Source organism: Pontibacter amylolyticus, assembly GCF_014638845.1.
GTDB lineage: Bacteria > Bacteroidota > Bacteroidia > Cytophagales > Hymenobacteraceae > Pontibacter > Pontibacter amylolyticus.
The window spans coordinates 287,108-309,167 of the sequence record NZ_BMFP01000001.1; the positions used below are offsets into that span (position 1 = coordinate 287,108).

The window sequence follows — 22,060 nt, forward strand, 5'->3', positions numbered from 1 at the left end:
CTCTTTGCAGCCTTTTCTGTTTTTGAGGTATTCGTATTAGCCCCGTATGAGTCGTAGCAGTACCACGATCACGGCGATCACCAATAAGATGTGAATCAATCCACCAACGGCATCAGGGAATCCCAGGAATCCGATCAGCCAAAAGATTACTAGCACAACGGCTATGATATACAATAAATTTCCCATAGTTTTAATATTTTAATTTCCAAAATATAGTCTGTTATCCTATCTAACGTAGTTACGCTATATAGGTTAAGCACTTCGTATTAATCGCAGCAAAACTGCGATAACAGCCAGCACTAAAAGTACGTGGATAATTCCACCTACGGCATCGGGAAACCCAAGGAACCCGATCAGCCAAAAGATCACTAGCACGACGGCTATGATATACAGTAAATTTCCCATAGTTTTTTTGTTTTAATTTCTCCTTTTCAACGCGTTGAAAGCAAAACCGTCTGTCTGGCTTTCAAAACGGATCAACTGACCCGCTTTGCATTTTTTTGTTTTAAGCTTTTTACGAGCCCTATACTTTAAAGGATGTATATAATCGCATTATTTTGTATACTTTGAACCAGGAATTTAAAATATAGCTATAATGCAGGATAAAAAATAAGCCCTTATCCTTTTGATACACAGCTTAAATGCAACTTCTTTCAAAAAGAGAATTGACCGCCATAATTTTGTATAGAATATTAACTATACCCGGTACCCGACAGGTGTAGTACAGGGTTTAGCCACCACATTAAATAGAAGTCTTCCAAGATAAATGTTTTTAAAACCGTTGTTTGTCTGAATTCTGTTAGCTTTGTAATGTATTTTTAACTACACGCACATACATCTATGAAGAAAATAGCAGTCATTGGTTCGGGCACTATGGGCAACGGTATAGCCCACGTGTTTGCCCAAAATGGTTTCCCTGTTTCATTGGTTGACATTTCAGAAGTGGCGCTCAACAAGGCACTCGCCACAATTACCAAAAACCTCGATCGCATCATTGCCAAAGGCAACCTGACGGAAGAGCAGAAAGGCCAGACCCTGGACCGCATCGCCACCTATACCGACATGAAACAGGGCGTGCAGGAAGCGGACCTGATCGTGGAGGCGGCCACGGAGAACGTAGACCTGAAGCTGAAGATATTCAGAGAACTGGATGCTTTTGCCAAGCCGGAAGCGATACTGGCTAGCAACACCTCCTCTATCTCCATCACCAAAATCGCTTCGGTAACCAATCGCCCTGACAAAGTGATCGGCATGCACTTCATGAACCCGGTACCCGTGATGAAACTGGTTGAGATCATCCGGGGCTACTCTACTTCTGACGAAGTGACCAGCCAGGTGATGGACATGTCGCTGCAGCTGGGCAAGGTGCCAACAGAGTGCAACGACTACCCGGGCTTTGTGGCCAATCGTATTCTGATGCCGATGATCAACGAGGCCATCTACTCTTTATATGAAGGCGTGGCCGGTGTGGAAGAGATCGACACGATCATGAAGCTGGGAATGGCGCACCCGATGGGTCCGCTGCAACTCGCCGACTTCATTGGCCTTGACGTGTGCCTTTCCATCCTGAACGTGCTGCACGACGGCTTTGGCAATCCGAAATACGCCCCATGCCCGCTGCTGGTGAACATGGTGCAGGCCGGCCATAAGGGTGTTAAGTCAGGACAAGGCTTCTACTCCTGGACGCAAGGTTCGAAAGAACTCATCGTGGCAGACCGATTCAAGAAAAAACACTTTGCGCAGTAAGAATGGCACAGACCTTTAATGTAGTAGGCTGGTTCGAGATACCAGTAACCGATATGCCGCGAGCCATTCGTTTTTATGAAAACGTGTTTGGCTATACCCTGCATTACCAAACCATTGGCGACGAGGAAATGGCCTGGTTCCCCTGGTCCGAGGAAGGTACAGGCGCTTCAGGCTCGCTAGTAAAGCACGAAGAGAAGTACAAGCCTTCTGCCGACGGAGCCGTGGTCTACTTCTCCTCCCCTTCCGGCGACCTGGCCAACGAATTGGCCCGGGTAGAAAAGGCGGGCGGGAAACTACTACAGGACAAGACCCTGATTGCGGAGGATATTGGCTTTATGGCTTTGATACTGGACACCGAGGGCAACCGCATCGCTTTGCATTCAAGAGGCTAGGCTATACCTTTCAGCTATACCTTAAAACATAAATCCCCCTGCCATACCAGCAGGGGGATTTTCAGTTAAATAAAGGAAAGTATAAAAGAGTTTAAACAGCTACGGCGTTTTCGCGCAGTGCGTCGTTGAGTGAAGTTTTGAGGTCGGTGCTTTCCTTGCGCTGCCCAATGATCAGGGCACATGGCACCTGGAACTCGCCTGCCGGGAATTTCTTGGTATAGGAACCAGGTATAACCACGGCACGCGGCGGCACATAGCCCCTGTACTCCTTCGGCTCGCTTCCTGTCACGTCGATAATCCTGGAACTGCCCGTGATCGTCACGCCAGCACCGATTACGGCCTCTTTGCCAATGCGGCAACCTTCCACCAGAATGCTGCGTGATCCGATAAAGGCACCGTCTTCGATAATCGTGGGGGCTGCCTGCACTGGCTCCAGCACGCCACCCAGACCAACACCGCCGCTCAGGTGCACGTGCTTGCCCACCTGCGCACAGCTGCCTACAGTCGCCCAGGTATCCACCATGGTTCCTTCGTCCACATAGGCGCCGATGTTCACATAAGAAGGCATCATGATCACACCCTTCGCCAGGTAGGCACCATAACGGGCCACGGCATGCGGCACGACCCGCACTCCCAGCTGCGCGTAGTTCGACTTGAGAGCGATCTTATCATGGAACTCAAACGGCCCCACCTCGATGGTTTTCATGGCCTGAATCGGGAAGTACATCAGCACCGCCTTCTTTACCCACTCGTTTACCTTCCAGTCATCACCAACAGGCTCCGCCACACGCAGACGGCCTTTGTCCAGCTCCTCGATCACGGCACGCACCGCTTCAATCGTATGATGTTCTTTCAGCAAGTCACGGTTTTCCCAGGCCTGCTCTATTATCTGCTGTAATGCCATGCTATTTTTCGTTTTTAGAGAATCAAAGCGTAAAAGTATTAAATTTAGGCGATGTCTGAAAAGAGAATCCTGCTGGCCTCGCTGCTCAAGCCCATAAACGACACCCGGCTCTACGAAAAGCTGGGTCTGTCGCTTAGCAAAATTAAGGGTGCGAGCATCCATCTGGCCGGCTACGAAACGCCTATACCTGCAGGGGCGCCGGCTAACATACACTTCCACCCTATTTTCCAGTTTAAGAGGCTCAGCATGGGCCGTTTAACCGCCCAGCGCGATTACTACCGCCTGCTGCAACACATCAGGCCTCAGTTGGTGATCGTGAGCACACACGAACTGCTACTACCTACGCTCCTATATAAAGCCAGGTATAAGGGCGTCAGAATTGTATACGACATACAGGAAAACTACAGCCTGAACCTGCGGTCACAGCACAACTACAGCTGGCCGCTTAAGCACCTGCTGGCGCTGAGCATTCGCACCATCGAAAGAATGTGCGCTACCAGCATCGACCATTTTCTGCTGGCCGAGCACAGTTATGCCGATGAGCTTCCCTTTTTGGACAACCGCTATACCTTTATCGAGAACAAGTACAAAGCCAGTCTGAAACTACCACCACTCGCAACGCCGGTTAGTCTACCAAAGACAGGGCAGTTACGTTTGCTTTACAGCGGCACCATTGCCGAAGAGTACGGCGTGTGGGAAGCGATTGAGCTGGCAAGGCAGTTACAGATTGTCCGGCCTGAAGTGAAGCTGACTATCATCGGCTACTGCGCCAACAGCCACACCTTAGCGAAACTTCAACAGGCTTGCCAGGCACTCCCTTTTGTGGAGATGATCGGTGGCGATAAGCTAGTGCCTCACCAGGAGATACTGGAGCAGATACCGAAGAGCCACATCGGCTTGTTGCCTTACCGACCCAATGCCAGCACGTTCCGCTGCATCCCTACGAAACTATACGAGTACATGGCGCATGGGCTGCCTCTCCTGATCCAGCAAAACCCTTTGTGGCAAGGTATAGTAGAGGGAAATGATGCCGGACGAGCTGTTGATTTTAGCCGAATAAATGTAGAAGAGCTTACCCAGGAACTGAGTGCCAGGAACTTCTACAAACAAGGTATACCCACCACCATTTACTGGGAAAGCGAAGAAGAAAAACTGTTGCAGGTGATCACGCCTCTATTGCCTAAGGTATAGGAATAATGAAAATTTATTTTTAGACGAATCTAAAATTGAATAGAATCAGTATATTTGTAAAGCTAAACCTAAAATTATGCGAAACTCAAAGATAGCTGGCGTAGGCCATTACGTGCCTGAAAAGGTGGTGACCAATTTTGACCTGGAGAAAATCATGGAGACTTCTGACGAATGGATCCGTGAGCGAACGGGTATACAGGAGCGTCGCTACTTCCAGGAAGGCGTGGACACGACTTCCAATATGGGTGCTAAAGCCTCCATGAAAGCACTGGAAATGGCTGGTCTGAAGCCGGAGGATGTAGATATGATCGTGTTTGCCACCCTCAGCCCGGACTATGTATTTCCTGGTTCCGGTGTGCTGATGCAGCGCGAAATGGGGCTAAAAGAGATACCAGCGCTTGATGTGCGCAACCAGTGCTCCGGCTTTGTATATGCGCTTTCGGTGGCGGATCAGTTCATCAAAACCGGTATGTACAACAACATCCTGGTAGTGGGCTCGGAGATCCATTCTAATGGCTTGGACTTCTCCACCCGTGGTCGTAACGTGTCCGTGATTTTTGGGGACGGCGCTGGCGCTGTGGTGCTCACTCCTTCTGAAAAAGAGGGCCAAGGTATACTTTCAACACACCTGCATGCCGATGGCGAGTTTGCCGAAGAACTGGCTGTGATCGACCCGGGCAGCACCAAAAAGGAACGCCTGACGCACGAAATGATTGATGAGGGCACCATTTACCCTTATATGAACGGCAACCAGGTGTTCAAGCATGCCGTGACACGTTTCCCGGAAGTGATTGAAGAAGCACTTAACAAAAATGGGTATAAGGCATCTGATGTAGACATGCTTATACCGCATCAAGCTAATCTGCGCATCACCTCTTACATCCAGCAGAAGATGGGCCTTCCTGCCGAGAAAGTCATGAGCAACATCCACAAGTATGGCAACACGACGGCCGCCTCTGTACCGATCGCGCTGAGCGAAGCGGTGCAGGAAGGGCGCATCAAGGAAGGTGACCTGGTTTGTATGGCTGCCTTCGGCTCCGGCTTCACCTGGGCCTCCGCGCTGATCAGATGGTAAATTTTTATGGGGTGATTTTAGAATTGATAAATGGTTGATGGTTAAATTGTTTGGTGCACGATTAACCCACCCCTGCCCCTGCCAAGAGGGGATTTTCGGTGCACGATTGGACAGGTCGCGACCTGTCCCTACAGGCTATATATCTACCTTTTATACTTTCTGCTTTCTTAAAATCGCATCGTTCGATAAAAACAATTTAACCATCAACCATTTAACAATTCACTAACTCACTCAATCACTCACTCACTCAATTTTTTAACCGCGTGCACAGCTTTACTGAAGAAAACTATATCAAGGCCATTTACAAGCTTTCGGATGGGGGCACCCGTGAGGTGAACACTAACGCGATAGCTGAGGCACTGGATACCAAGGCAGCCTCTGTGACGGATATGCTGCGCAAGCTGAGCGCTAAAGGTATAGCTGACTATATAAAGTATCGGGGCGTGACATTGACGGAAAGAGGTGAGCGGGTGGCCTTGCAGATCATCCGCAAACACAGGTTGTGGGAGGTTTTCCTGGTGGAGAAGCTGAAGTTTAACTGGGATGAGGTGCATGACATGGCCGAAGAACTGGAGCATATCAACTCCGATCTGCTTATCCGGCGCCTCGACGAGTTTCTGGGCTATCCGAAGTTTGACCCCCACGGCGACCCGATTCCGACAGAAGACGGCGAGATGAATACCAAGCAGCAACGCCTGCTGGCAGAACTGGAAGTGAACAGTTCCGGCACGGTGGTCGGCGTTAATGACTCCCAGCCTCTCTTTCTGCAGTACCTTGACAAGATGGGGATATTCCTCGGCGCTAAGATTAAAGTTATAGATAAGATCCCATACGACAACTCCCTGGAGATTAATCTGGAAAACAAGAAAAACCTGGTGGTATCCGGTGAAGTGGCCCGTAATATTTTCCTGTCCGCCTAGTATGAAAGCCACTGCCTATTTCCTGAGCTTGTTGCTGGCTATGCTGCTAGGCACAGCCTGCACGCAGGTAGACTCTCGGGGCGAAATGCCGGCCGGAAAGCGGATGCGCATCGTGACCACGACCGGTATGCTGAAAGATGCCGTCGTGAACATTGTGGGCAATGCGGCCGATGTCGACGCCATCATGGGCAGCGGCGTAGACCCGCACCTGTACAAAGCCACGCAGGGCGACCTGAACAAGCTGACGGAGGCGGATGTGATCATCTACAATGGCCTGCACCTGGAGGGAAAGATGGGGGAAGTGCTGGAAAAGCTGAGCCGCTACAAAACCGTCATCGCCGCCACAGCAGGTATACCGGATGAGAACCTGCTGAATTCTGCCGCTTTCGCTGACAGCCACGACCCGCACGTTTGGTTTGATGTGTCGCTGTGGGTGCAGGTAGTGGTGCACCTGAGCAGCGAACTCCAGAAAAAAGACCCGCAGCATACGGCCCTGTACCAGGAACAAACAGCTGCCTACTTGCGTCAGCTCTCAGCCTTGCACAACGAAACCAAAGCCGCCATCGCTTCCATACCTGAGCGGCAGCGCATCCTGATCACCGCGCACGATGCCTTCGGCTACTACGGCAACGCCTATGGTATAGAAGTGCGGGGTCTGCAGGGCATCTCTACCCTATCCGAATTCGGACTGCAGGACGTTTCCTCGCTGGTCAAGTACATTGTGGCCAACAAGATCAAAGCAGTTTTTGTAGAGTCTTCGGTATCCCCTAAAGCCATTGAGGCGGTGGTGCAAGGCTGCAGCGAACGGGGCCACAAGGTATTGATTGGCGGCACACTTTTCTCTGATGCCATGGGCGAAGATGGAACGCCGGAAGGCACCTATACCGGTATGGTGAGGCACAATACAAACACAATTGTAACTTCTTTAAAATAAGAAGGCTAGCATATGATTCTTCAAGTAGATAATCCAGTAGTAGAAGTACACGACCTGACGGTGAGCTATGACCGCAAACCGGTGCTGTGGGGCATAGACCTCACCCTGCCGGCCGGTGCGCTCGTGGGGGTGATCGGGCCAAACGGGGCGGGCAAATCTACCCTGATCAAGGCGATGATGAACCTACTGCCGGTAAGCAGCGGATACGTGCGCATCTTCGACCAACCGCTGAAGCAGGTATACAGCCGCATTAGTTACGTGCCCCAACGCGAATCGGTGGATTGGGATTTCCCTGCCTCGGTGTTCGATGTGGTACTTATGGGCAGGTATGGCCAGCTGGGTTTGTTCAAGCGGCCGCGCAAAGCCGACAAAGACGCCGCCATGGAGGCGCTCGAAAAGGTAGGAATGCAAAGCTTTGCCAACCGGCAGATCTCGCAACTTTCCGGCGGACAGCAGCAGCGCGTGTTTCTGGCGCGGGCACTGGCCCAGAATGCCGATGTCTACTTCATGGACGAGCCCTTTGCCGGCGTCGACATAGCCACGGAAACGGCCATTATTCAGCTGCTTCGCCTAATGCGCGACCAAGGCAAGACCGTGATCGTGGTACACCACGACCTGCAGTCCGCCTCCGAGTACTTTGACTGGGTTGTGCTCCTCAACATGCGCCTGGTAGCCTCCGGCCCTACTGAGCAGGTCCTGAACCAGGAGTTACTCGAACAGACATACGGTGGCAAGCTCACCGTGCTCTCCAAAGTAGGCGACCTCCTCCGCAAACAGGAATTCCCGGCCAGGGAGAAGAATTGAATTGTTAATTGATAAATTGTTGATGGTTAAATTGTTTGGTGCACGATTAACCCACCCCTGCCCCTCCGGGGAGGGGAATTGCTGCGGCTACTAATTGGTAGGTATAAGTTTATTAGTTGCAGCTATACATTTACCTTTTTAGTATCTACTTAAATAAAATCATATCGCTCTATAAAAACAATTAACAATTTAACCATTTAAAAAATGCAGGACTTCCTGGAGTTTTTCTCGTTTACGGATGCCAACATACGGTACGTGACGCTGGGCTCGGTGCTGCTGGCTGCCAGTTCGGCGGTGGTGGGTTGCTTCACGCTGCTACGAAAGCGTGCACTGGTCGGTGATGCGGTGGCGCATGCTGTGCTGCCGGGTGTCTGTCTGGCCTTTATCCTATCAGGTACCAAAAACCCGTTTATTCTGTTAATAGGTGCTTTCGTAACGGGCTGGATTTCGTTGGTAGTGATCGATTATATTACTTCCCGCTCCCGCATCAAAGAGGACACGGCCATCGGGTTGGTTCTTTCCGTGTTTTTCGGCATCGGCATTTTATTGCTCACCTCTATTCAGCAGACCGGCAATGCTGCCCAGAGCGGGCTTGACAAGTTCTTGTTCGGCAGTGCGGCATCGCTGATCGGGGGAGATCTGATCGCTTTTGGCGTGGTAGCCGTGTTGCTTCTGGTTGCCGTGGTGCTGTTTTACAAAGAACTCACCCTGCTTTGTTTCGATCAGGCCTATGCCCGGACCATCGGATTTCCGGTACGCAGCCTGGAGCTGCTGCTAACCACCCTCACGGTCTTTGCCGTGGTGGTGGGTATACAGGCGGTGGGCGTTGTGCTGATGGCTGCCATGCTCATCACGCCGGCTGCGGCAGCTCGCTTCTGGACCGAAAATCTGAAGGTGATGTTGGTGCTCGCCGCCCTGATTGGCGCTTTCTCAGGTATAGCGGGCGCCTATGTTTCCTACACCGCCCCTTCCATGCCCACGGGTCCCTGGATCGTGTTGATCGTATCGATGATCGCGATTTTGTCCTTTGCCCTGGCGCCCGGTCGCGGCTGGGTGGCCCGCATCCTGCGACAGCGACGCAACAAGACCCGCATTCTGGAGGAAAACCTGCTCAAACTGCTCTATCAGCTAGGCGAACTCCGGCAGGACTATGGCAATGCCCGCAGCCTGGAAGAATTGCTGGAGCGGCGCAACATCCCTAAAAAAGAAGCTCTGGGCGGACTGCAAAAGCTAAAGCGACAAGGCTACCTCCGGAAAGAGGACAGCCGCTGGCTGCTGACCCCGGAAGGCGAGAATCGCGGCCGTCGGGTCGTGCGCCTGCACCGTTTATGGGAGCTATACCTGACACAGTACCTGAACCTGGCTTCCGACCACGTGCACGAAGACGCCGAAACCATCGAGCACATCATCACCCCGGAACTGGAGCAGCGCCTGATCGAAGAGCTCAACTACCCCGACCTCGACCCGCACAGCGCCAGGATACCGTAAGGGGTTTAGTGATGGAGTTAATGATTGATTGAGCGTGGGGTAGAAATAGGCCGTTCGTAAGCAAGATGTAGCAACGTTATACTGTAACAGCGTGTTGAAATTGCAGATAGCTTTTAAATAGGTATAAAACATGACCACTTGTAGGAACAGGTCGCGACCTGTCCGAATCGTGCATAACTTATTTGTCTGAATCAGGATTTACAGGATTAAAGGATTTACAAGATTTTTAGAAACGATTGTTCATAGAATCAATCCTGAAAAATTTAAAATCATAATTTAATCGCTCAAACACTCATTCACTCAATCACTCAATCACTCAATCAAAAAGCATGAACGCATTCTGGATCATATTGACGGGAAGTTTGGTGGCGACGTGCTGCAGTCTGCTAGGTTGTTTCCTGATACTGCGTCGTATGGCCATGGTAGGCGATGCCATTTCGCATGCGGTGCTGCCGGGTATCGTGATCGCCTTTATGTTAACCGGTTCGCGTGACACCATTCCGATGCTGATCGGGGCCGGGCTGCTGGGGGTGCTCACCACTTTTCTGATCGAGTTCTTTCACCGCTTTGCGCGGGTGCAGGCGGATGCAGCCATTGGGGTCACTTTCACCTGGCTTTTTGCCATCGGCATCATCCTCATTTCCGTGTTTGCCGGTCAGGTGGACCTGGACCAGGACTGTGTGCTGTATGGCGAGATTGCGTATGTGCCGCTCGACCTGATCATTACCGAGGGTGGGCTAAGCTTGGGGCCCCGCACGGTCTGGATGCTGTCGGTGGTCACGCTGCTGATAGGGGCTTTCGTTGTGCTGGGCTATAAAGAGCTTTTCCTGACCACCTTCGATCCGGCTTTCGCGGCGGCCATCGGCATCTCCACTACGCTCTGGTATTACCTGCTAATGGGTGCGGTATCGCTCACAACAGTGGCTTCCTTTGAGTCTGTCGGGTCCATTCTCGTAGTGGCTTTTCTGGTTGCTCCTCCTGCCACCGCATACCTGCTAACCGACGATTTCAAGACCATGCTGGGTATAGCAGTAGGGCTGGGCATCCTCGCCTCTTTTGCCGGCTATTACCTGGCGGTGTGGATGGATGGATCGATCGCCGGAGCCATCGCCACCGTGACAGGTATAGAGTTTCTGCTGGCTTTCCTTTTCTCGCCTACACATGGCAAACTGCGCAGACAAAAACGTGTGCAGGTGGTCGGCCACTAGCCTGAATAATACATATTTTAGTAAGTGAATTGAAAGTATACCTTTAAGCTTTCAGATCCAGAGATAACCCACTGCTATGCTAAAAAAAACATTCCTACTGCCCTTGCTCACCCTCATGCTGTTAGCCTCAGGCTATACTTGGCGTGAAGTGGAACACGTTGAAACTGCAAGCCAGAAAGGCGCTAAGATCAATTGGATAAGCATAGAGGAGGCTGCTGAGAAAATCAAAAAGCAACCGCGCAAAGTCGTGATCGATGTGTATACCGACTGGTGCGGTTGGTGCAAGAAGATGGATAAATCTACTTTTACCGACCCCGCTGTAGTGGCCTACATCAACAAAAACTACTACGCCGTGAAGCTGGACGCCGAGGGTAAAAACCCGATCACGCTTAACGGCCATACCTATACCTATAAAGAGGAGTACCGGGCGCACGAACTGGCGGTTGCCCTACTACAAGGGCAGATGAGCTATCCGACCACCGTATACCTGGACGAAAAATTCAACATGCTCACCCCCGTTCCCGGCTACCTCGATGCCCCTACCTTCCGCCAGATTCTGACCTACTTCGGGGACAATCACCATAAGTCTAAAACCTGGGAAGAGTATACCAAAAAGTAGGTATGGTGAATGTTTGGTGCAGAATGCCTGATTAATCCGTATTTTTGGGTTTTAAAACACTTGCTATACCTTGATTCATCAGTTTTTACATACCGATACCATTGCAGCGGTTGCTACGGCACCCGGTACAGGCGCCATTGCGGTTATTCGCCTTTCTGGCCCTGAGGCCATTACCATCACCAATTCTGTTTTTAAAGGCAAAGACCTGACAAAGCAGACAAGCCATACCATCCATTTCGGCACCCTTCGCGATGGGGATAAGATCATCGACGAAGTGCTGGTTTCCCTGTTTGTAGCGCCTCACTCCTACACCAAAGAGAATGTGGTGGAGATCTCCTGCCACGGTTCCGATTTTATCGTGCAGCAGATCATGCAGTTGCTCCTGAAAAAAGGTGCCCGCTTGGCCAATGCCGGGGAGTTTACGAAGCGCGCTTTCCTGTACGGGCAGTTCGATCTGGCACAGGCCGAGGCAGTGGCCGACCTGATCGCTTCCGATTCTGCCCTTTCTCATGAAGTAGCCATGAAGCAGATGCGGGGTGGTTTTTCACAGGAAATCAAACGGTTGCGGGCCGAACTGGTGCATTTTGCCTCTATGATCGAACTGGAGCTGGACTTTGGCGAAGAAGATGTGGAGTTTGCCGACCGCGACCAGTTGCGCTCCCTGATCCTGGATATACAACAGATCATTCGCGAGCTACTCAAGTCATTTGAGTTGGGCAACGTGATCAAAAACGGCGTACCGACCGTGATCGTGGGCAAGCCCAATGCCGGCAAGTCCACCCTGCTCAACAAACTGCTCAACGAAGAGAAAGCCATCGTGTCGGATGTGCCGGGCACGACCCGCGACTTCATCGAAGATGAGATCAACATCGGAGGTGTCACGTTCCGCTTTATCGACACGGCGGGTCTGCGTGAAACCACGGACAAGGTAGAGGCCATTGGCGTGGAGCGCACCCTACAGAAGCTGAGCCAGTCTTCGCTCATCATCTACCTCTTCGACATCACCAGCACGACCCCGGAGGAACTGCAGTCCGAGCTGAAAGAGCTTAACCCGAAAAAACTGCCATTCCTTCCTGTCGCCAATAAGATTGACCAGGCCACGCCTGAGCAACTGGCGGCTTTTGCAGGTATAGAGGGTTTGGTGGAGATATCCGCTGCGGAGGGTGCTCACATGGAGGACCTGAAACAGGCGCTGGTAGACAAAGTGAATCTGGGTAAGCTCAATACCCAGCAGCAGACCATCGTGACCAACCTGCGCCACGTCGACAGCCTGAACAAAACTTACGAAGCACTGGACGATGTGCTCAATGGCATAGGTTTAGGTATGAGCGGCGATCTGGTGGCAGCAGACATCCGCCGGGCGCTGTACAGCCTGGGTATGATCACTGGGGAAATCACGAATGATGACTTGCTGGATAATATATTTACGAAGTTCTGCATCGGAAAGTAATACCTATAAATAGACCTGCAATAACCTTATAATAAAGCCCCGTAAACAGCTGATTTACGGGCTTTTTTTTGCCAGCGCTGCTATATGTCATCTGTCCATCATTCATAAGGCAGCAATATCCAAAGTTCGAAAGGGTCTGGACGGAACCAGCAAATTTTCTTGGTTATACCTGAAGTAGTGCTTCGTTTAGTTGCTGTTCTTAGTAGCACACACCCTTAACTGGGCAGGTATTCAGCTATGGATTCTAATTGGGTTACCGCAAAGATGCGCTTCGCAGTGGTGACTCAGGTTTGGGGGAGTTAAAAGTTTCTGCTAGTTTTATCTCCAGACACTTCTAACCTAAATCGACTTCTGATGATGAAACTCTTACGCTACGTAGCCGGACTGTGCGCTTTCTGGCTCATACAGGCCTGTTCTTCTTCCCAGCCCGCAGCCACGCAGCAGGAAACAGCCAAAACCGTAGAAACTTCCAAGCCGTCTGCCAAAGCAGACACCGAGTTCCGGGCGGCCTGGGTGGCCACCGTGGCCAACATCAATTGGCCCAGCAAGCCGGGCCTCAGCACCCAGGAGCAGCAGCGCGAAGCCATTGAACTGCTCGACTTCCTGCAGGCACACAAATTCAACGCTGTTATTTTCCAGGTGCGGCCACAGACTGATGCCCTCTACAACAGCAAGCTCGAGCCCTGGTCTTATTACCTGACCGGCCAGCAAGGCAAAGCCCCCGATCCGTACTATGATCCGCTGGAGTTCTGGATTGAGGCCGCCCACGACCGTGGCCTGGAGCTGCACGTGTGGCTGAACCCCTACCGGGCGCACCACGTGGCCGGCGGCGAGATCAGCGAGCAATCCATCGTGAAAACCAAGCCCGAGCTGGTGGTTAAGCTGGAGCAGGGCTACTGGTGGATGGACCCGGCCAAGCAAGGCACCCAGGACCACTCCACCGCCGTGGTGATGGACCTGGTGAAGCGCTATGACCTGGATGGCGTGCACTTTGACGACTATTTCTACCCATACTCTTCTTACAACAACGAGAAGGATTTTCCGGACGACGAGAGCTGGGCTGCTTACCTGAAATCGGGTGGCACGCTTTCCCGCGGCGACTGGCGACGCCAGAGCGTGAACCAGTTCATCGAGCGACTCTACAGCGAGATCAAAGCCGAGAAACCGCACGTAAAATTCGGCTTAAGCCCCTTTGGCGTGTGGCGCCCCGGCTATCCGGCCTCCATTGAGGGCATGGACCAGTACGACAAGCTGTACGCCGATGCCCGTCTGTGGCTGAACAAAGGCTGGGTGGATTATTTCACGCCACAGCTCTACTGGCCCATCAACCGGATTCCTCAGAGCTTCCCGGTGCTGTTGGGCTGGTGGGCCGGGGAGAACACCCAGAAGCGGCACCTATGGCCCGGCATCAACGTGGGACGCGACAGCTCCGCCCTTAACGTGCGGGAAACCATGAGCCAGATCATGATCTCGCGCGGGATGCTGCCAGAGAGCCAGGGCGTAGTGCACTGGAGCATTTCTTCGCTCACCAAGAACCCCAACATGGCCAGGTCGCTGCTCAGCGGGCCGTACAAGAAAGAGGCTTTGGTACCGGCCAGCCCGTGGTTGGATAGCACTGCCCCGGCCGCTCCGTCCGTGACCACCACGACCCAGGGCGATAGCCTGAAAGTCAGCTGGACGCACCCGGACGAGAAAGACGTTTTCCGCTGGATCGTGTACTACCAGTACAACGGCCGCTGGGACTATAAGATCCTGAACCGCAACGACCGCTCTCTTGACCTTGAGCTCACCACCGGCGGCGCTGCCACCACACCCGCTGCGCTCAGCCAGATTGCTGTGACCGCCGTGGACCGGGTCGGAAATGAGAGTGCCTTCCAGGAGATCGGTTTGACCCAACAATAAGTAAGGCTTTCCCCATAACAGCAGGGCTAGTCGCATGTAGCGGCTGGCCCTGCTGTGTTTTGAGCCAAGTGAAACCTGGAGTCCAAGAAGCCGGTAAAGTGGCGTCATACCCAGGCCACAAAACTGATGCCGCTCAGGTCAGTTCTCACCCCTCTTCATTTCCTTTCTTTTTTTGCTATGGATAAAATTGTATGAAATATTATTTTTCCATCCTACATTGGGGTTAGAATTGCCTAATTGTCAAGAGACCAGCACAAGATATAATACATGGGGAAACAAAGAGAACTGGACCGCTCACTGGGCCTGCGCCTGGTCATCGTCGTCGTGATAGGAAACATCATCGGGTCCGGCGTGTACAAGAAGGTGGCCCCGATGGCCGCCGAGCTGCACTCGGCTGAGTGGGTTCTGATCTGCTGGCTGTTGGCAGGCGTTATCTCGCTGTTCGGCGCGCTCTGTAACGCGGAGGTGGCCGGACTGCTGGCCGATACAGGTGGGGAGTATACCTATTACAAGAAGATTTACAACCGTTTCTTCGCCTTCATCTACGGGTGGTCACTGTTCACAGTCATCCAGACGGCGGCGATCTCTTCTTTGGCCTATGTGTTTGCGCAGTCTCTCCATAGTATTGTGCCACTACCTCCTTTGCTTGAGGGGCTATCCGACTTTACTATAAGTGGGATTTTCTACCCCTTTGCCGACTTCAACATCAAGCTTGTTGCCATCGTGCTGATCGTCCTCCTGACTTGGGTGAACATGAAGGGCGTGCGGACGGGGGCCTGGCTGAGCACCGCCATCCTGCTGCTCGTTTTCACTGGAATCGGTATCATCGTACTTTTTGGGCTTTCAAGCGATCAATCAACCATTGGGGAAAGCTTCTCGCTTTCGTCCGTTTCCAGCTCTCCCGTCACGTTCAGCGCTGTCTTCACAGCCATGCTCTCCGCGTTCTGGGCCTATCAGGGCTGGGCGGCCATCGGATTCTTGGGCGGGGAGGTCAAAAACGCCAAACAGAATATTCCAAGAGGCATTACGATCGGGGTGCTCACAGTAATAGGCATTTACCTGCTCGTGAACATGACCTATTTGTCCATTTTGCCTATACCTGTGCTGGAGCAGATCCATGCGGCCGGAAACAAGATTGCGGCTGTGGAGGTTGTCAAGAGTTTCTGGGGATATGGGGGCACCGTATTCATCTCCATCCTGATTCTGATCACGACCTTTGGCTGCACCAACGCCACTGTGCTGGCCAGCAGCCGCACGTACTTCGCTATGGCGCGCGAAGGACTTTTCTTCCGGAAGGCGGCGGAACTCAACCAGGCGCAGGCACCGGCCAATTCGCTCCGCTTCCAGAGTGTCTGGGCTTGTCTTCTGGTGCTCTCCGGCACCTTCGACCAGCTGACGGACATGATCATTTTCGCCGTCTTCATTTTCTATGGCTCCACCACATTGGGTGTGTTCATCCTGCGAAAAAAGATGCCCAACGCCCTCAGGCCCTATAAGGTATGGGGTTACCCGGTAGTGCCCGCCATTATGGTCCTTTTCTGTGCCGCCCTTTTCGTGAATACGATCGTTGTCCGTCCGCGGGAGGCAGCCATCGGTATGGCGCTGATATTGACTGGCATTCCCATGTACTGGTGGTTCCGCAGAAACCACCAGAAGGAGACCCAGGCGTCATCGGAGAAAAAGGTGCTGCATTGAGACGGTCAGGATATAACCTGTGCTCATAACAGGGGCTGGAACGCCCTGACCCCTGTATTCTGATAACTGGTCTGGCTTCTCTGCTCATGGTTTCAGGAATAGGTAAAAAAGGGTACAGGAGAAGGCGAGTAGACGAAAATGCCGGTTGAAGCTTGACTTTCAGGTAAAATATATGTGCCGTTGGTGTTGCATTAGTCGGTACAACACTATTCCTTTGTTGGGATGAAAACTACGGGTGCCCAGTTGTTTCGAAAGCTGAACGTCCTGCTGGCGATTTTGCTATGCAGTGTGCTGGCATTTGTGCAGCCCGTCACCGCGCAGGCGGCATCCCATCCCGATGCGGTGCTTCAGCAGAGTTTGGACGTTGCAGAAAAAGCCCCGCTCGTTCTCTTAGGTGGCCATTTCATTTCAGGCGAAGCGCTGGGTGTGCCCCAGCTCGAAAGAGCCCTGTTGGCTCCTTTGGTAAGCTCGCTGCTCCACAGACTTTATCCAATCGACAAGGGCGCCGCACCCTCACCGCACGCCTCCCCTGTCTCCAAAGACGATTGCGGCCTTTATACCATCCTCACCAAGGGCCCTTAATTACCAGCCTCTTTCCCAGCGTTATAGGCTGGATCATAATCACTAAATGCCTGCTTTTAAAGTTGGTTTTCCAATAAACCTGCTTCTGTTTTAAGCTATTCTGGCTTCGGAAGTACTAATCGGCCTCGCTGTTTTTTTTTCAATCCTGGGCCCGCGCCTGGCATTGCAGCAAGCAAAGAGAGCAGGCTATACCTTAGACTATGAGGTACTCATTCCGCCATGGGCACAAACTAAGACGAGTAGCGTGCTGAGTAGATACCATCACAATCATGACACTGACAAAAGAAAAACTACAGGCGAAGTTCTCTGCCCGCAGGCTTATCCTCCCTATGTTGCTGGGCCTGGGGGTAGTGGGCTACATGCTGTATAAGAACTACGAGCCGGGGCAGCTTCAAACGCTCCTGCAGGCCAGTCCGCTCTGGCTCGGGGTCACCCTGCTGGTGCTGCTCATCAGGGACCTGGGCTACATGTACCGCATCCGCTACATCACGGACAAGGCACTGAGCTGGAAGCAGAGCTTCCGGGTGATCATGCTCTGGGAGTTTGCCTCGTGCGCCCTTCCCTCGGTGGTGGGTGGCTCTACCGTAGCCGCCTACATCCTGTTCAAGGAGAAGATTCCGCTGGGGAAGTCCATTGCTCAGGTGATGGTAACAGCCATGCTCGACAACCTGTACTTCGTGCTGGCAGTGCCGCTGGTGTTGCTGTTTGCGGATGGGCAGTTGATCCCCTCCTTCGACAACATGAACGAGACGCTCCGGCAGAGCCTGGGCATTGCCTTTGGTGTCTCATACCTGCTGATCGCCATGTATGCCTTCACCATGTTCTACGCCCTGTTCATGAACCCGAAAGCCGTCAAGCGCCTTTTGCTGCGGATAGGGAGTTTCCGGCTATTGCGCAAGTGGCGGCCTACGCTGCTGCGCCATGCCAATGAGTTGCTGATTGCCTCCAGGCACCTGCGCACCAAGAATACGGCCTACTGGCTGCATGGGAGCATCTCCACTCTCTTCGTCTGGACAGCCCGGTATGCCATAATCGGCTGCCTGATAGCGGCGTTCACACACCTGGATGCGGCAGACCATTTTCTGGTGTTTGCCCGCAACCTCATCTATAAAGTAGTACTGCTGGTGTCCGTTACGCCAGGCGGCGCAGGCTTTGCTGAAATTGCCTTCCCGGCCTTCTTCGGCGCCTTCCTGGGCGGATTCACTACTATCATCGTGCTGTTGTACCGACTGCTGACTTACTACTTATACCTGGTAGTGGGTGTGATTGTATTTCCCCGCTGGGTTGCTGTTGTCTACGGCAACGACAAAAGCAGCACCGTGCCTGAATCGAAACAGCAGACTTCAACCGCCTCTTCCAACACCGACACTATACCTGTTAAATGAGAAATTTCGCGAAGAACCTCACCCGCCGCAAAAATGCCACGGCCGTTATAGAGGACTACAGGGAGGACGGCAACATACAGGGCACCAACCTCGTGCGCAACCTCCAGTTCAGGGATCTGGTTGCCTTCGGCATCGCTGCCATCATTGGGGCGGGTATTTTCAGCACCATCGGCAATGCCAGCGCGGCTGGTGGTCCAGGGGTTTCGCTGCTCTTTATCTTCACGGCCATCGCCTGCGGTTTTTCGGCCCTGTGCTACGCCCAGTTCGCCTCTACCATACCTGTGTCCGGTAGCGCCTATACCTATGCCTATGCTTCTTTCGGGGAGTTTGTGGCCTGGATCATCGGCTGGGACCTGCTCATGGAGTATGCCATTGGCAACATTGCCGTGGCCATCTCCTGGTCCGACTATTTTACGGCAGTGCTCCGTGGAGTCGGCCTGGGCATGCCGGAGTACCTGACCATGGATTTCCTAAGCGCATCGCGCGGCTTCCATGAGGCGCAGACGCTGCTCGCACAGGGGCGGGCCTTATCCTCCTTCCCCACCCATCTGCAGGAAGCTTTTCTGGCCTGGCAAAACGCACCTTCCCTGGCGGGCTTCAAACTGGTGGCGGACATACCTGCGTTGGGTATCACGGCGCTGATTACGTACCTGGTGTACATCGGCATCAAGGAGTCCAAGCGGACCGCCAATTTGCTGGTGCTGCTCAAACTGATCGTTATACTACTCGTCATCACGGTGGGCGCCTTCTATGTGAACACCGACAACTGGACTCCCTTCGCCCCGAACGGGCTGGCGGGCATCATGAAAGGCGTCTCAGCAGTTTTCTTCGCCTACATCGGTTTCGATGCCATCTCCACTACCGCTGAGGAGTGTGAAAACCCGCAGCGCGACCTGCCACGCGCCATGATCTTCACGCTGGTGATCTGCACGGTACTGTATGTGGTGCTGGCACTGGTGCTGACAGGTATGGTGCCTTTCGGCGAACTGGCTGTAGGTGACCCGCTGGCCTATGTGTTTTCCAGGGTGAACCTGGATGCCATGGCCGGCATTGTGGCCGTGAGTGCCGTTGTCGCCATGGCCAGCGTGCTTCTGGTGTTCCAGTACGGGCAGCCGCGCATCTGGATGGCCATGAGCCGCGACGGTCTTTTGCCCAGCGCCTTCTCCCGCATTCACCCGAAACACAAAACGCCCGCCTTCGCCACCATCGTCACCGGTTTTGTGGTGGCCATACCGGCCCTTTTCATGAACCTGACCGAGGTGACGGACCTGACCAGCATCGGTACGCTGTTCGCCTTTGTGCTGGTGTGCGGCGGCATCCTGTTGCTGGAGGAAAAGCAGAAAGCCGCCACTGCAGCGCACAAGGGGTTCCGGGTACCCTACATCAATGGCCGCTATGTGCTGCCGCTGCTGGTACTGACGACTGTGGTGCTGTTGTACCGCTTCCGTGCCGCTGAGGTGAGCGCCTTCTTCAGCCTGAGTGGCGGCTGGGAAAGCTTTCAGCACAAACTGCCGCTGCTGGGCTTTATCGGTATCGCCGGCATGCTCACCGTCCTTACCTGCATCCGGAAGCTATCGCTTATACCCGTGTTGGGCCTGCTCACCAACCTATACCTGATGACGGAACTGGGCCTGACAAACTGGACGCGCTTTCTGTCATGGCTGGCGCTGGGCCTGGTGGTCTACTTTGCGTACGGTTACCGCAACAGCAAGCTCCACCAACCACAGTAAGCTACAGCAGCTTAACCAGGCTATACCTTGAGAAACCGGAAAAACATAGCGCTATTTGCAGGCCTGCTGTTGTGGGTGGCGCTGCTGTGTTTTTCCGGTTTCTTAAGACCCGGCCATTTTGCCATTATACCTGAAGATGGCTACGCGGACACAACAGCAGGGCAACTAACAGCTGCGGAATCCAAGGGCTCGGTAGCATGGGCCGAGCCCAATGCCTTCAGCAGCATCTCGCCGGCTGAAGCACCTTTACAACTCTTTTACAAATACTACGGCCTGCGACTACAGTGGTGCATGCGCTACTGCCCTAAACCGGTCTTTCCTGTATTTGGTGTCACCTCCCTTACTGAGCAGTTCAGGATTCTTCCCAACGCCCCCTAGCATCGCTTCTATTTGTTACTGCACCTGAGTTTACTCTGGTGAAAACCCGAGGTCCGTCCTGTTCTGTAGGCCGGAACAAAGGGTGTATGCCTGCTTTTTGAGCAGCATTTAACGCTAATAGAATCACTATACCTGAACACAAAATGTCTAAGAATTTATTTGCGACGAAATCCGTCGATAAGCTTATAAAGGAATCTGAGAGTGGGGAGCATGGCCTGAAGCGCACGCTCACCGCCTCCAACCTCACCATGCTTGGTATCGGCGCCATCATAGGAGCCGGAATCTTTGTACTGACAGGCACCGCCGCTGCCAATGCCGCCGGGCCAGCCATCGTCATATCTTTCCTGATAGCGGGCCTTGGCTGTCTCTTCGCCGGCCTGTGCTACGCCGAGTTTGCCTCTATGATCCCGATCGCCGGCAGTGCCTATACCTACGGCTATGCCACGCTGGGCGAATTCATTGCCTGGATCATCGGCTGGGACCTTATTCTGGAGTACCTCTTCGGGGCGGCCACCGTGGCAGTGGGCTGGAGCGGCAACTTTGTGAGCCTCCTCAAATCCCTGGGCATCCACATCCCGGCAACCATCGCCTCTGCCCCGCTCTCCTACAACGGGGGCACCTTTGAGGCCACGGGCGCCTTCATCAACCTTCCTGCCGTTGTGCTGATTCTTGTCATGACTACACTGCTCGTGGTAGGTATACAGGAGTCGGCTAAGTTCAACAACATCATCGTGATTGTGAAAGTGGCCATCGTGCTGCTGGTGATAGGCTTCGGTTTCCAGTACGTGAACGCTGAAAACTGGGAGCCGTTTATACCTGCCAGAGAGATTCTGTCTGACGGCAGCGGTCGCTACGGCTGGCAGGGTATTGTGGCGGGTGCCGCCATCGTGTTCTTTTCCTACATCGGGTTTGACGCCGTGAGCACAGCCGCGCAGGAAGCCAAGAACCCGCAACGGGACATGCCCATCGGCATGCTCACCTCCCTGGGAGTTTGCACCCTGCTTTATGTACTCATGGCACTGGTCATGACTGGTTTGGTGCCTTACGAAATGCTCAACGTGCCGGACCCTGTGCTGGTAGCCCTGGAAGCGGCCGGACCCGGCCTCAAATGGTTGTACTTCTTCACCGGCGTGGGAGCTGTGGCCGGTCTTGCTTCAGTGGTGCTGGTGATGCTGATGGGACAGCCCCGCATCTTCTTCGCCATGAGCCGCGACGGTCTCCTGCCTGCCTTCTTCGGCAAAGTGCACCCCAGATTTAATACGCCTTACGTACCCACTATCATTACAGGTCTGGTAGCTGCCGTTGTGGCGGGCATCTTCCCTATCGGTCTGCTGGGCGAACTAGTAAGTATCGGTACACTGCTGGCTTTTGTAATTGTGTGCGCCGGCATCATCATCCTGCGTCGCACTAATCCGGATATCAAGCGCCCGTTCAAGACGCCTTTCGTTCCGCTGGTGCCCATCCTGGGTATCCTGATCTGCGGCTACATGATGGTGAACCTGGGATGGGACACCTGGATGCGCCTGATCATATGGATGGCAATCGGCGTGGCGATCTACTTCCTATATGGCCGCAGACACAGCAAACTGCAGCAGCCTACTCCCGAAATCCCCGAAGAAGTGGTAAGCTAACAGGTATAGTAACGCATGTGTTGTAA

At 53.2% G+C, this 22,060-nt stretch carries 21 protein-coding genes; 18 read left to right on the forward strand and 3 right to left on the reverse strand.

Annotation, left to right across the window (positions count from 1 at the left end; genetic code table 11):
• Nucleotides 1–36 precede the first annotated feature (36 nt).
• Nucleotides 37–186, reverse strand: a complete 150-nt coding sequence (locus tag IEV97_RS01240) for a lmo0937 family membrane protein (protein WP_007660460.1) — start codon at nt 184–186, stop codon at nt 37–39.
• Nucleotides 187–252: 66 nt separating this feature from the next.
• Nucleotides 253–405: a lmo0937 family membrane protein gene (locus tag IEV97_RS01245; protein WP_108212983.1), complete on the reverse strand. Its 153-nt coding sequence runs from the start codon at nt 403–405 to the stop codon at nt 253–255.
• 435 nt (nt 406–840) lie between these two features.
• On the opposite strand from IEV97_RS01245, the gene IEV97_RS01250 reads away from it, so the two are divergent.
• Both IEV97_RS01250 and IEV97_RS01255 read left to right on the forward strand, forming a co-directional pair.
• On the forward strand, nt 841–1,746 hold the full coding sequence (locus IEV97_RS01250) for a 3-hydroxybutyryl-CoA dehydrogenase (protein WP_188499690.1): 906 nt from the start codon (nt 841–843) through the stop codon (nt 1,744–1,746).
• Between the two features lie 2 nt (nt 1,747–1,748).
• A complete protein-coding gene (locus tag IEV97_RS01255) occupies nt 1,749–2,138 on the forward strand; it encodes a VOC family protein (RefSeq protein WP_188499691.1) in 390 nt (129 codons plus the stop codon).
• Nucleotides 2,139–2,229: 91 nt separating this feature from the next.
• Here the strand turns inward: IEV97_RS01255 and IEV97_RS01260 are convergent, their stop codons facing one another.
• Nucleotides 2,230–3,042 (reverse strand): 2,3,4,5-tetrahydropyridine-2,6-dicarboxylate N-succinyltransferase, encoded by an 813-nt coding sequence (locus IEV97_RS01260; protein ID WP_188499692.1) that lies wholly within the window; start codon nt 3,040–3,042, stop codon nt 2,230–2,232.
• 51 nt (nt 3,043–3,093) lie between these two features.
• Between IEV97_RS01260 and IEV97_RS01265 the strand changes: the two genes are divergently transcribed.
• From IEV97_RS01265 to IEV97_RS01340, 16 genes are all read left to right on the forward strand, one after another.
• A complete protein-coding gene (locus IEV97_RS01265; protein WP_188499693.1) occupies nt 3,094–4,233 on the forward strand; it encodes a glycosyltransferase in 1,140 nt (379 codons plus the stop codon).
• 76 nt (nt 4,234–4,309) lie between these two features.
• A complete protein-coding gene (locus IEV97_RS01270; protein WP_188499694.1) occupies nt 4,310–5,308 on the forward strand; it encodes a 3-oxoacyl-ACP synthase III family protein in 999 nt (332 codons plus the stop codon).
• Nucleotides 5,309–5,571: 263 nt separating this feature from the next.
• Nucleotides 5,572–6,228 (forward strand): metal-dependent transcriptional regulator, encoded by a 657-nt coding sequence (locus IEV97_RS01275; RefSeq protein WP_188499695.1) that lies wholly within the window; start codon nt 5,572–5,574, stop codon nt 6,226–6,228.
• Between the two features lies 1 nt (nt 6,229).
• Nucleotides 6,230–7,162, forward strand: a complete 933-nt coding sequence (locus tag IEV97_RS01280) for a metal ABC transporter solute-binding protein, Zn/Mn family (protein ID WP_188499696.1) — start codon at nt 6,230–6,232, stop codon at nt 7,160–7,162.
• A 12-nt stretch (nt 7,163–7,174) separates the two neighbouring features.
• Entirely contained in the window at nt 7,175–7,966 is a 792-nt protein-coding gene (locus IEV97_RS01285) for a metal ABC transporter ATP-binding protein (protein ID WP_188499697.1), read from the forward strand.
• Between the two features lie 204 nt (nt 7,967–8,170).
• Nucleotides 8,171–9,454, forward strand: a complete 1,284-nt coding sequence (locus tag IEV97_RS01290; RefSeq protein WP_188499698.1) for a metal ABC transporter permease — start codon at nt 8,171–8,173, stop codon at nt 9,452–9,454.
• 329 nt (nt 9,455–9,783) lie between these two features.
• Nucleotides 9,784–10,662, forward strand: a complete 879-nt coding sequence (locus tag IEV97_RS01295) for a metal ABC transporter permease (RefSeq protein ID WP_188499699.1) — start codon at nt 9,784–9,786, stop codon at nt 10,660–10,662.
• A 76-nt stretch (nt 10,663–10,738) separates the two neighbouring features.
• Entirely contained in the window at nt 10,739–11,281 is a 543-nt protein-coding gene (locus IEV97_RS01300) for a thioredoxin family protein (RefSeq protein WP_188499700.1), read from the forward strand.
• A 70-nt stretch (nt 11,282–11,351) separates the two neighbouring features.
• Nucleotides 11,352–12,731, forward strand: coding sequence for a tRNA uridine-5-carboxymethylaminomethyl(34) synthesis GTPase MnmE (gene mnmE, locus IEV97_RS01305; RefSeq protein ID WP_188499701.1), 1,380 nt, complete (start codon nt 11,352–11,354; stop codon nt 12,729–12,731).
• A gap of 354 nt (nt 12,732–13,085) precedes the next feature.
• Nucleotides 13,086–14,633 carry a glycoside hydrolase family 10-like protein gene (locus tag IEV97_RS01310; protein WP_188499702.1) on the forward strand — a complete coding sequence of 516 codons (1,548 nt, stop codon included), beginning with the start codon at nt 13,086–13,088 and terminating at the stop codon, nt 14,631–14,633.
• A 267-nt stretch (nt 14,634–14,900) separates the two neighbouring features.
• A complete protein-coding gene (locus IEV97_RS01315) occupies nt 14,901–16,328 on the forward strand; it encodes an APC family permease (protein ID WP_188499703.1) in 1,428 nt (475 codons plus the stop codon).
• Between the two features lie 222 nt (nt 16,329–16,550).
• A complete protein-coding gene (locus tag IEV97_RS01320; protein ID WP_188499704.1) occupies nt 16,551–16,910 on the forward strand; it encodes a hypothetical protein in 360 nt (119 codons plus the stop codon).
• Nucleotides 16,911–17,179: 269 nt separating this feature from the next.
• Nucleotides 17,180–18,295: a lysylphosphatidylglycerol synthase transmembrane domain-containing protein gene (locus IEV97_RS01325; protein WP_188499705.1), complete on the forward strand. Its 1,116-nt coding sequence runs from the start codon at nt 17,180–17,182 to the stop codon at nt 18,293–18,295.
• A complete protein-coding gene (locus IEV97_RS01330) occupies nt 18,292–20,025 on the forward strand; it encodes an amino acid permease (protein WP_188499706.1) in 1,734 nt (577 codons plus the stop codon). The genes IEV97_RS01325 and IEV97_RS01330 overlap by 4 nt, the downstream gene beginning before the upstream one ends.
• Before the next feature lie 27 nt (nt 20,026–20,052).
• On the forward strand, nt 20,053–20,403 hold the full coding sequence (locus tag IEV97_RS01335; protein WP_188499707.1) for a hypothetical protein: 351 nt from the start codon (nt 20,053–20,055) through the stop codon (nt 20,401–20,403).
• 143 nt (nt 20,404–20,546) lie between these two features.
• Nucleotides 20,547–22,034 (forward strand): amino acid permease, encoded by a 1,488-nt coding sequence (locus IEV97_RS01340; protein ID WP_188499708.1) that lies wholly within the window; start codon nt 20,547–20,549, stop codon nt 22,032–22,034.
• The last annotated feature ends 26 nt before the right edge of the window (nt 22,035–22,060 follow it).

Coding starts and splice junctions, on each gene's coding strand:
- IEV97_RS01240 (WP_007660460.1), bottom strand. CDS start 186: ATGGGAAATTTATTGTATATCATAGCCGTTGTGCTAGTAATCTTTTGG.
- IEV97_RS01245 (WP_108212983.1), bottom strand. CDS start 405: ATGGGAAATTTACTGTATATCATAGCCGTCGTGCTAGTGATCTTTTGG.
- IEV97_RS01250 (WP_188499690.1), top strand. CDS start 841: ATGAAGAAAATAGCAGTCATTGGTTCGGGCACTATGGGCAACGGTATA.
- IEV97_RS01255 (WP_188499691.1), top strand. CDS start 1,749: ATGGCACAGACCTTTAATGTAGTAGGCTGGTTCGAGATACCAGTAACC.
- IEV97_RS01260 (WP_188499692.1), bottom strand. CDS start 3,042: ATGGCATTACAGCAGATAATAGAGCAGGCCTGGGAAAACCGTGACTTG.
- IEV97_RS01265 (WP_188499693.1), top strand. CDS start 3,094: ATGTCTGAAAAGAGAATCCTGCTGGCCTCGCTGCTCAAGCCCATAAAC.
- IEV97_RS01270 (WP_188499694.1), top strand. CDS start 4,310: ATGCGAAACTCAAAGATAGCTGGCGTAGGCCATTACGTGCCTGAAAAG.
- IEV97_RS01280 (WP_188499696.1), top strand. CDS start 6,230: ATGAAAGCCACTGCCTATTTCCTGAGCTTGTTGCTGGCTATGCTGCTA.
- IEV97_RS01285 (WP_188499697.1), top strand. CDS start 7,175: ATGATTCTTCAAGTAGATAATCCAGTAGTAGAAGTACACGACCTGACG.
- IEV97_RS01290 (WP_188499698.1), top strand. CDS start 8,171: ATGCAGGACTTCCTGGAGTTTTTCTCGTTTACGGATGCCAACATACGG.
- IEV97_RS01295 (WP_188499699.1), top strand. CDS start 9,784: ATGAACGCATTCTGGATCATATTGACGGGAAGTTTGGTGGCGACGTGC.
- IEV97_RS01300 (WP_188499700.1), top strand. CDS start 10,739: ATGCTAAAAAAAACATTCCTACTGCCCTTGCTCACCCTCATGCTGTTA.
- IEV97_RS01310 (WP_188499702.1), top strand. CDS start 13,086: ATGATGAAACTCTTACGCTACGTAGCCGGACTGTGCGCTTTCTGGCTC.
- IEV97_RS01315 (WP_188499703.1), top strand. CDS start 14,901: ATGGGGAAACAAAGAGAACTGGACCGCTCACTGGGCCTGCGCCTGGTC.
- IEV97_RS01320 (WP_188499704.1), top strand. CDS start 16,551: ATGAAAACTACGGGTGCCCAGTTGTTTCGAAAGCTGAACGTCCTGCTG.
- IEV97_RS01325 (WP_188499705.1), top strand. CDS start 17,180: ATGACACTGACAAAAGAAAAACTACAGGCGAAGTTCTCTGCCCGCAGG.
- IEV97_RS01330 (WP_188499706.1), top strand. CDS start 18,292: ATGAGAAATTTCGCGAAGAACCTCACCCGCCGCAAAAATGCCACGGCC.
- IEV97_RS01340 (WP_188499708.1), top strand. CDS start 20,547: ATGTCTAAGAATTTATTTGCGACGAAATCCGTCGATAAGCTTATAAAG.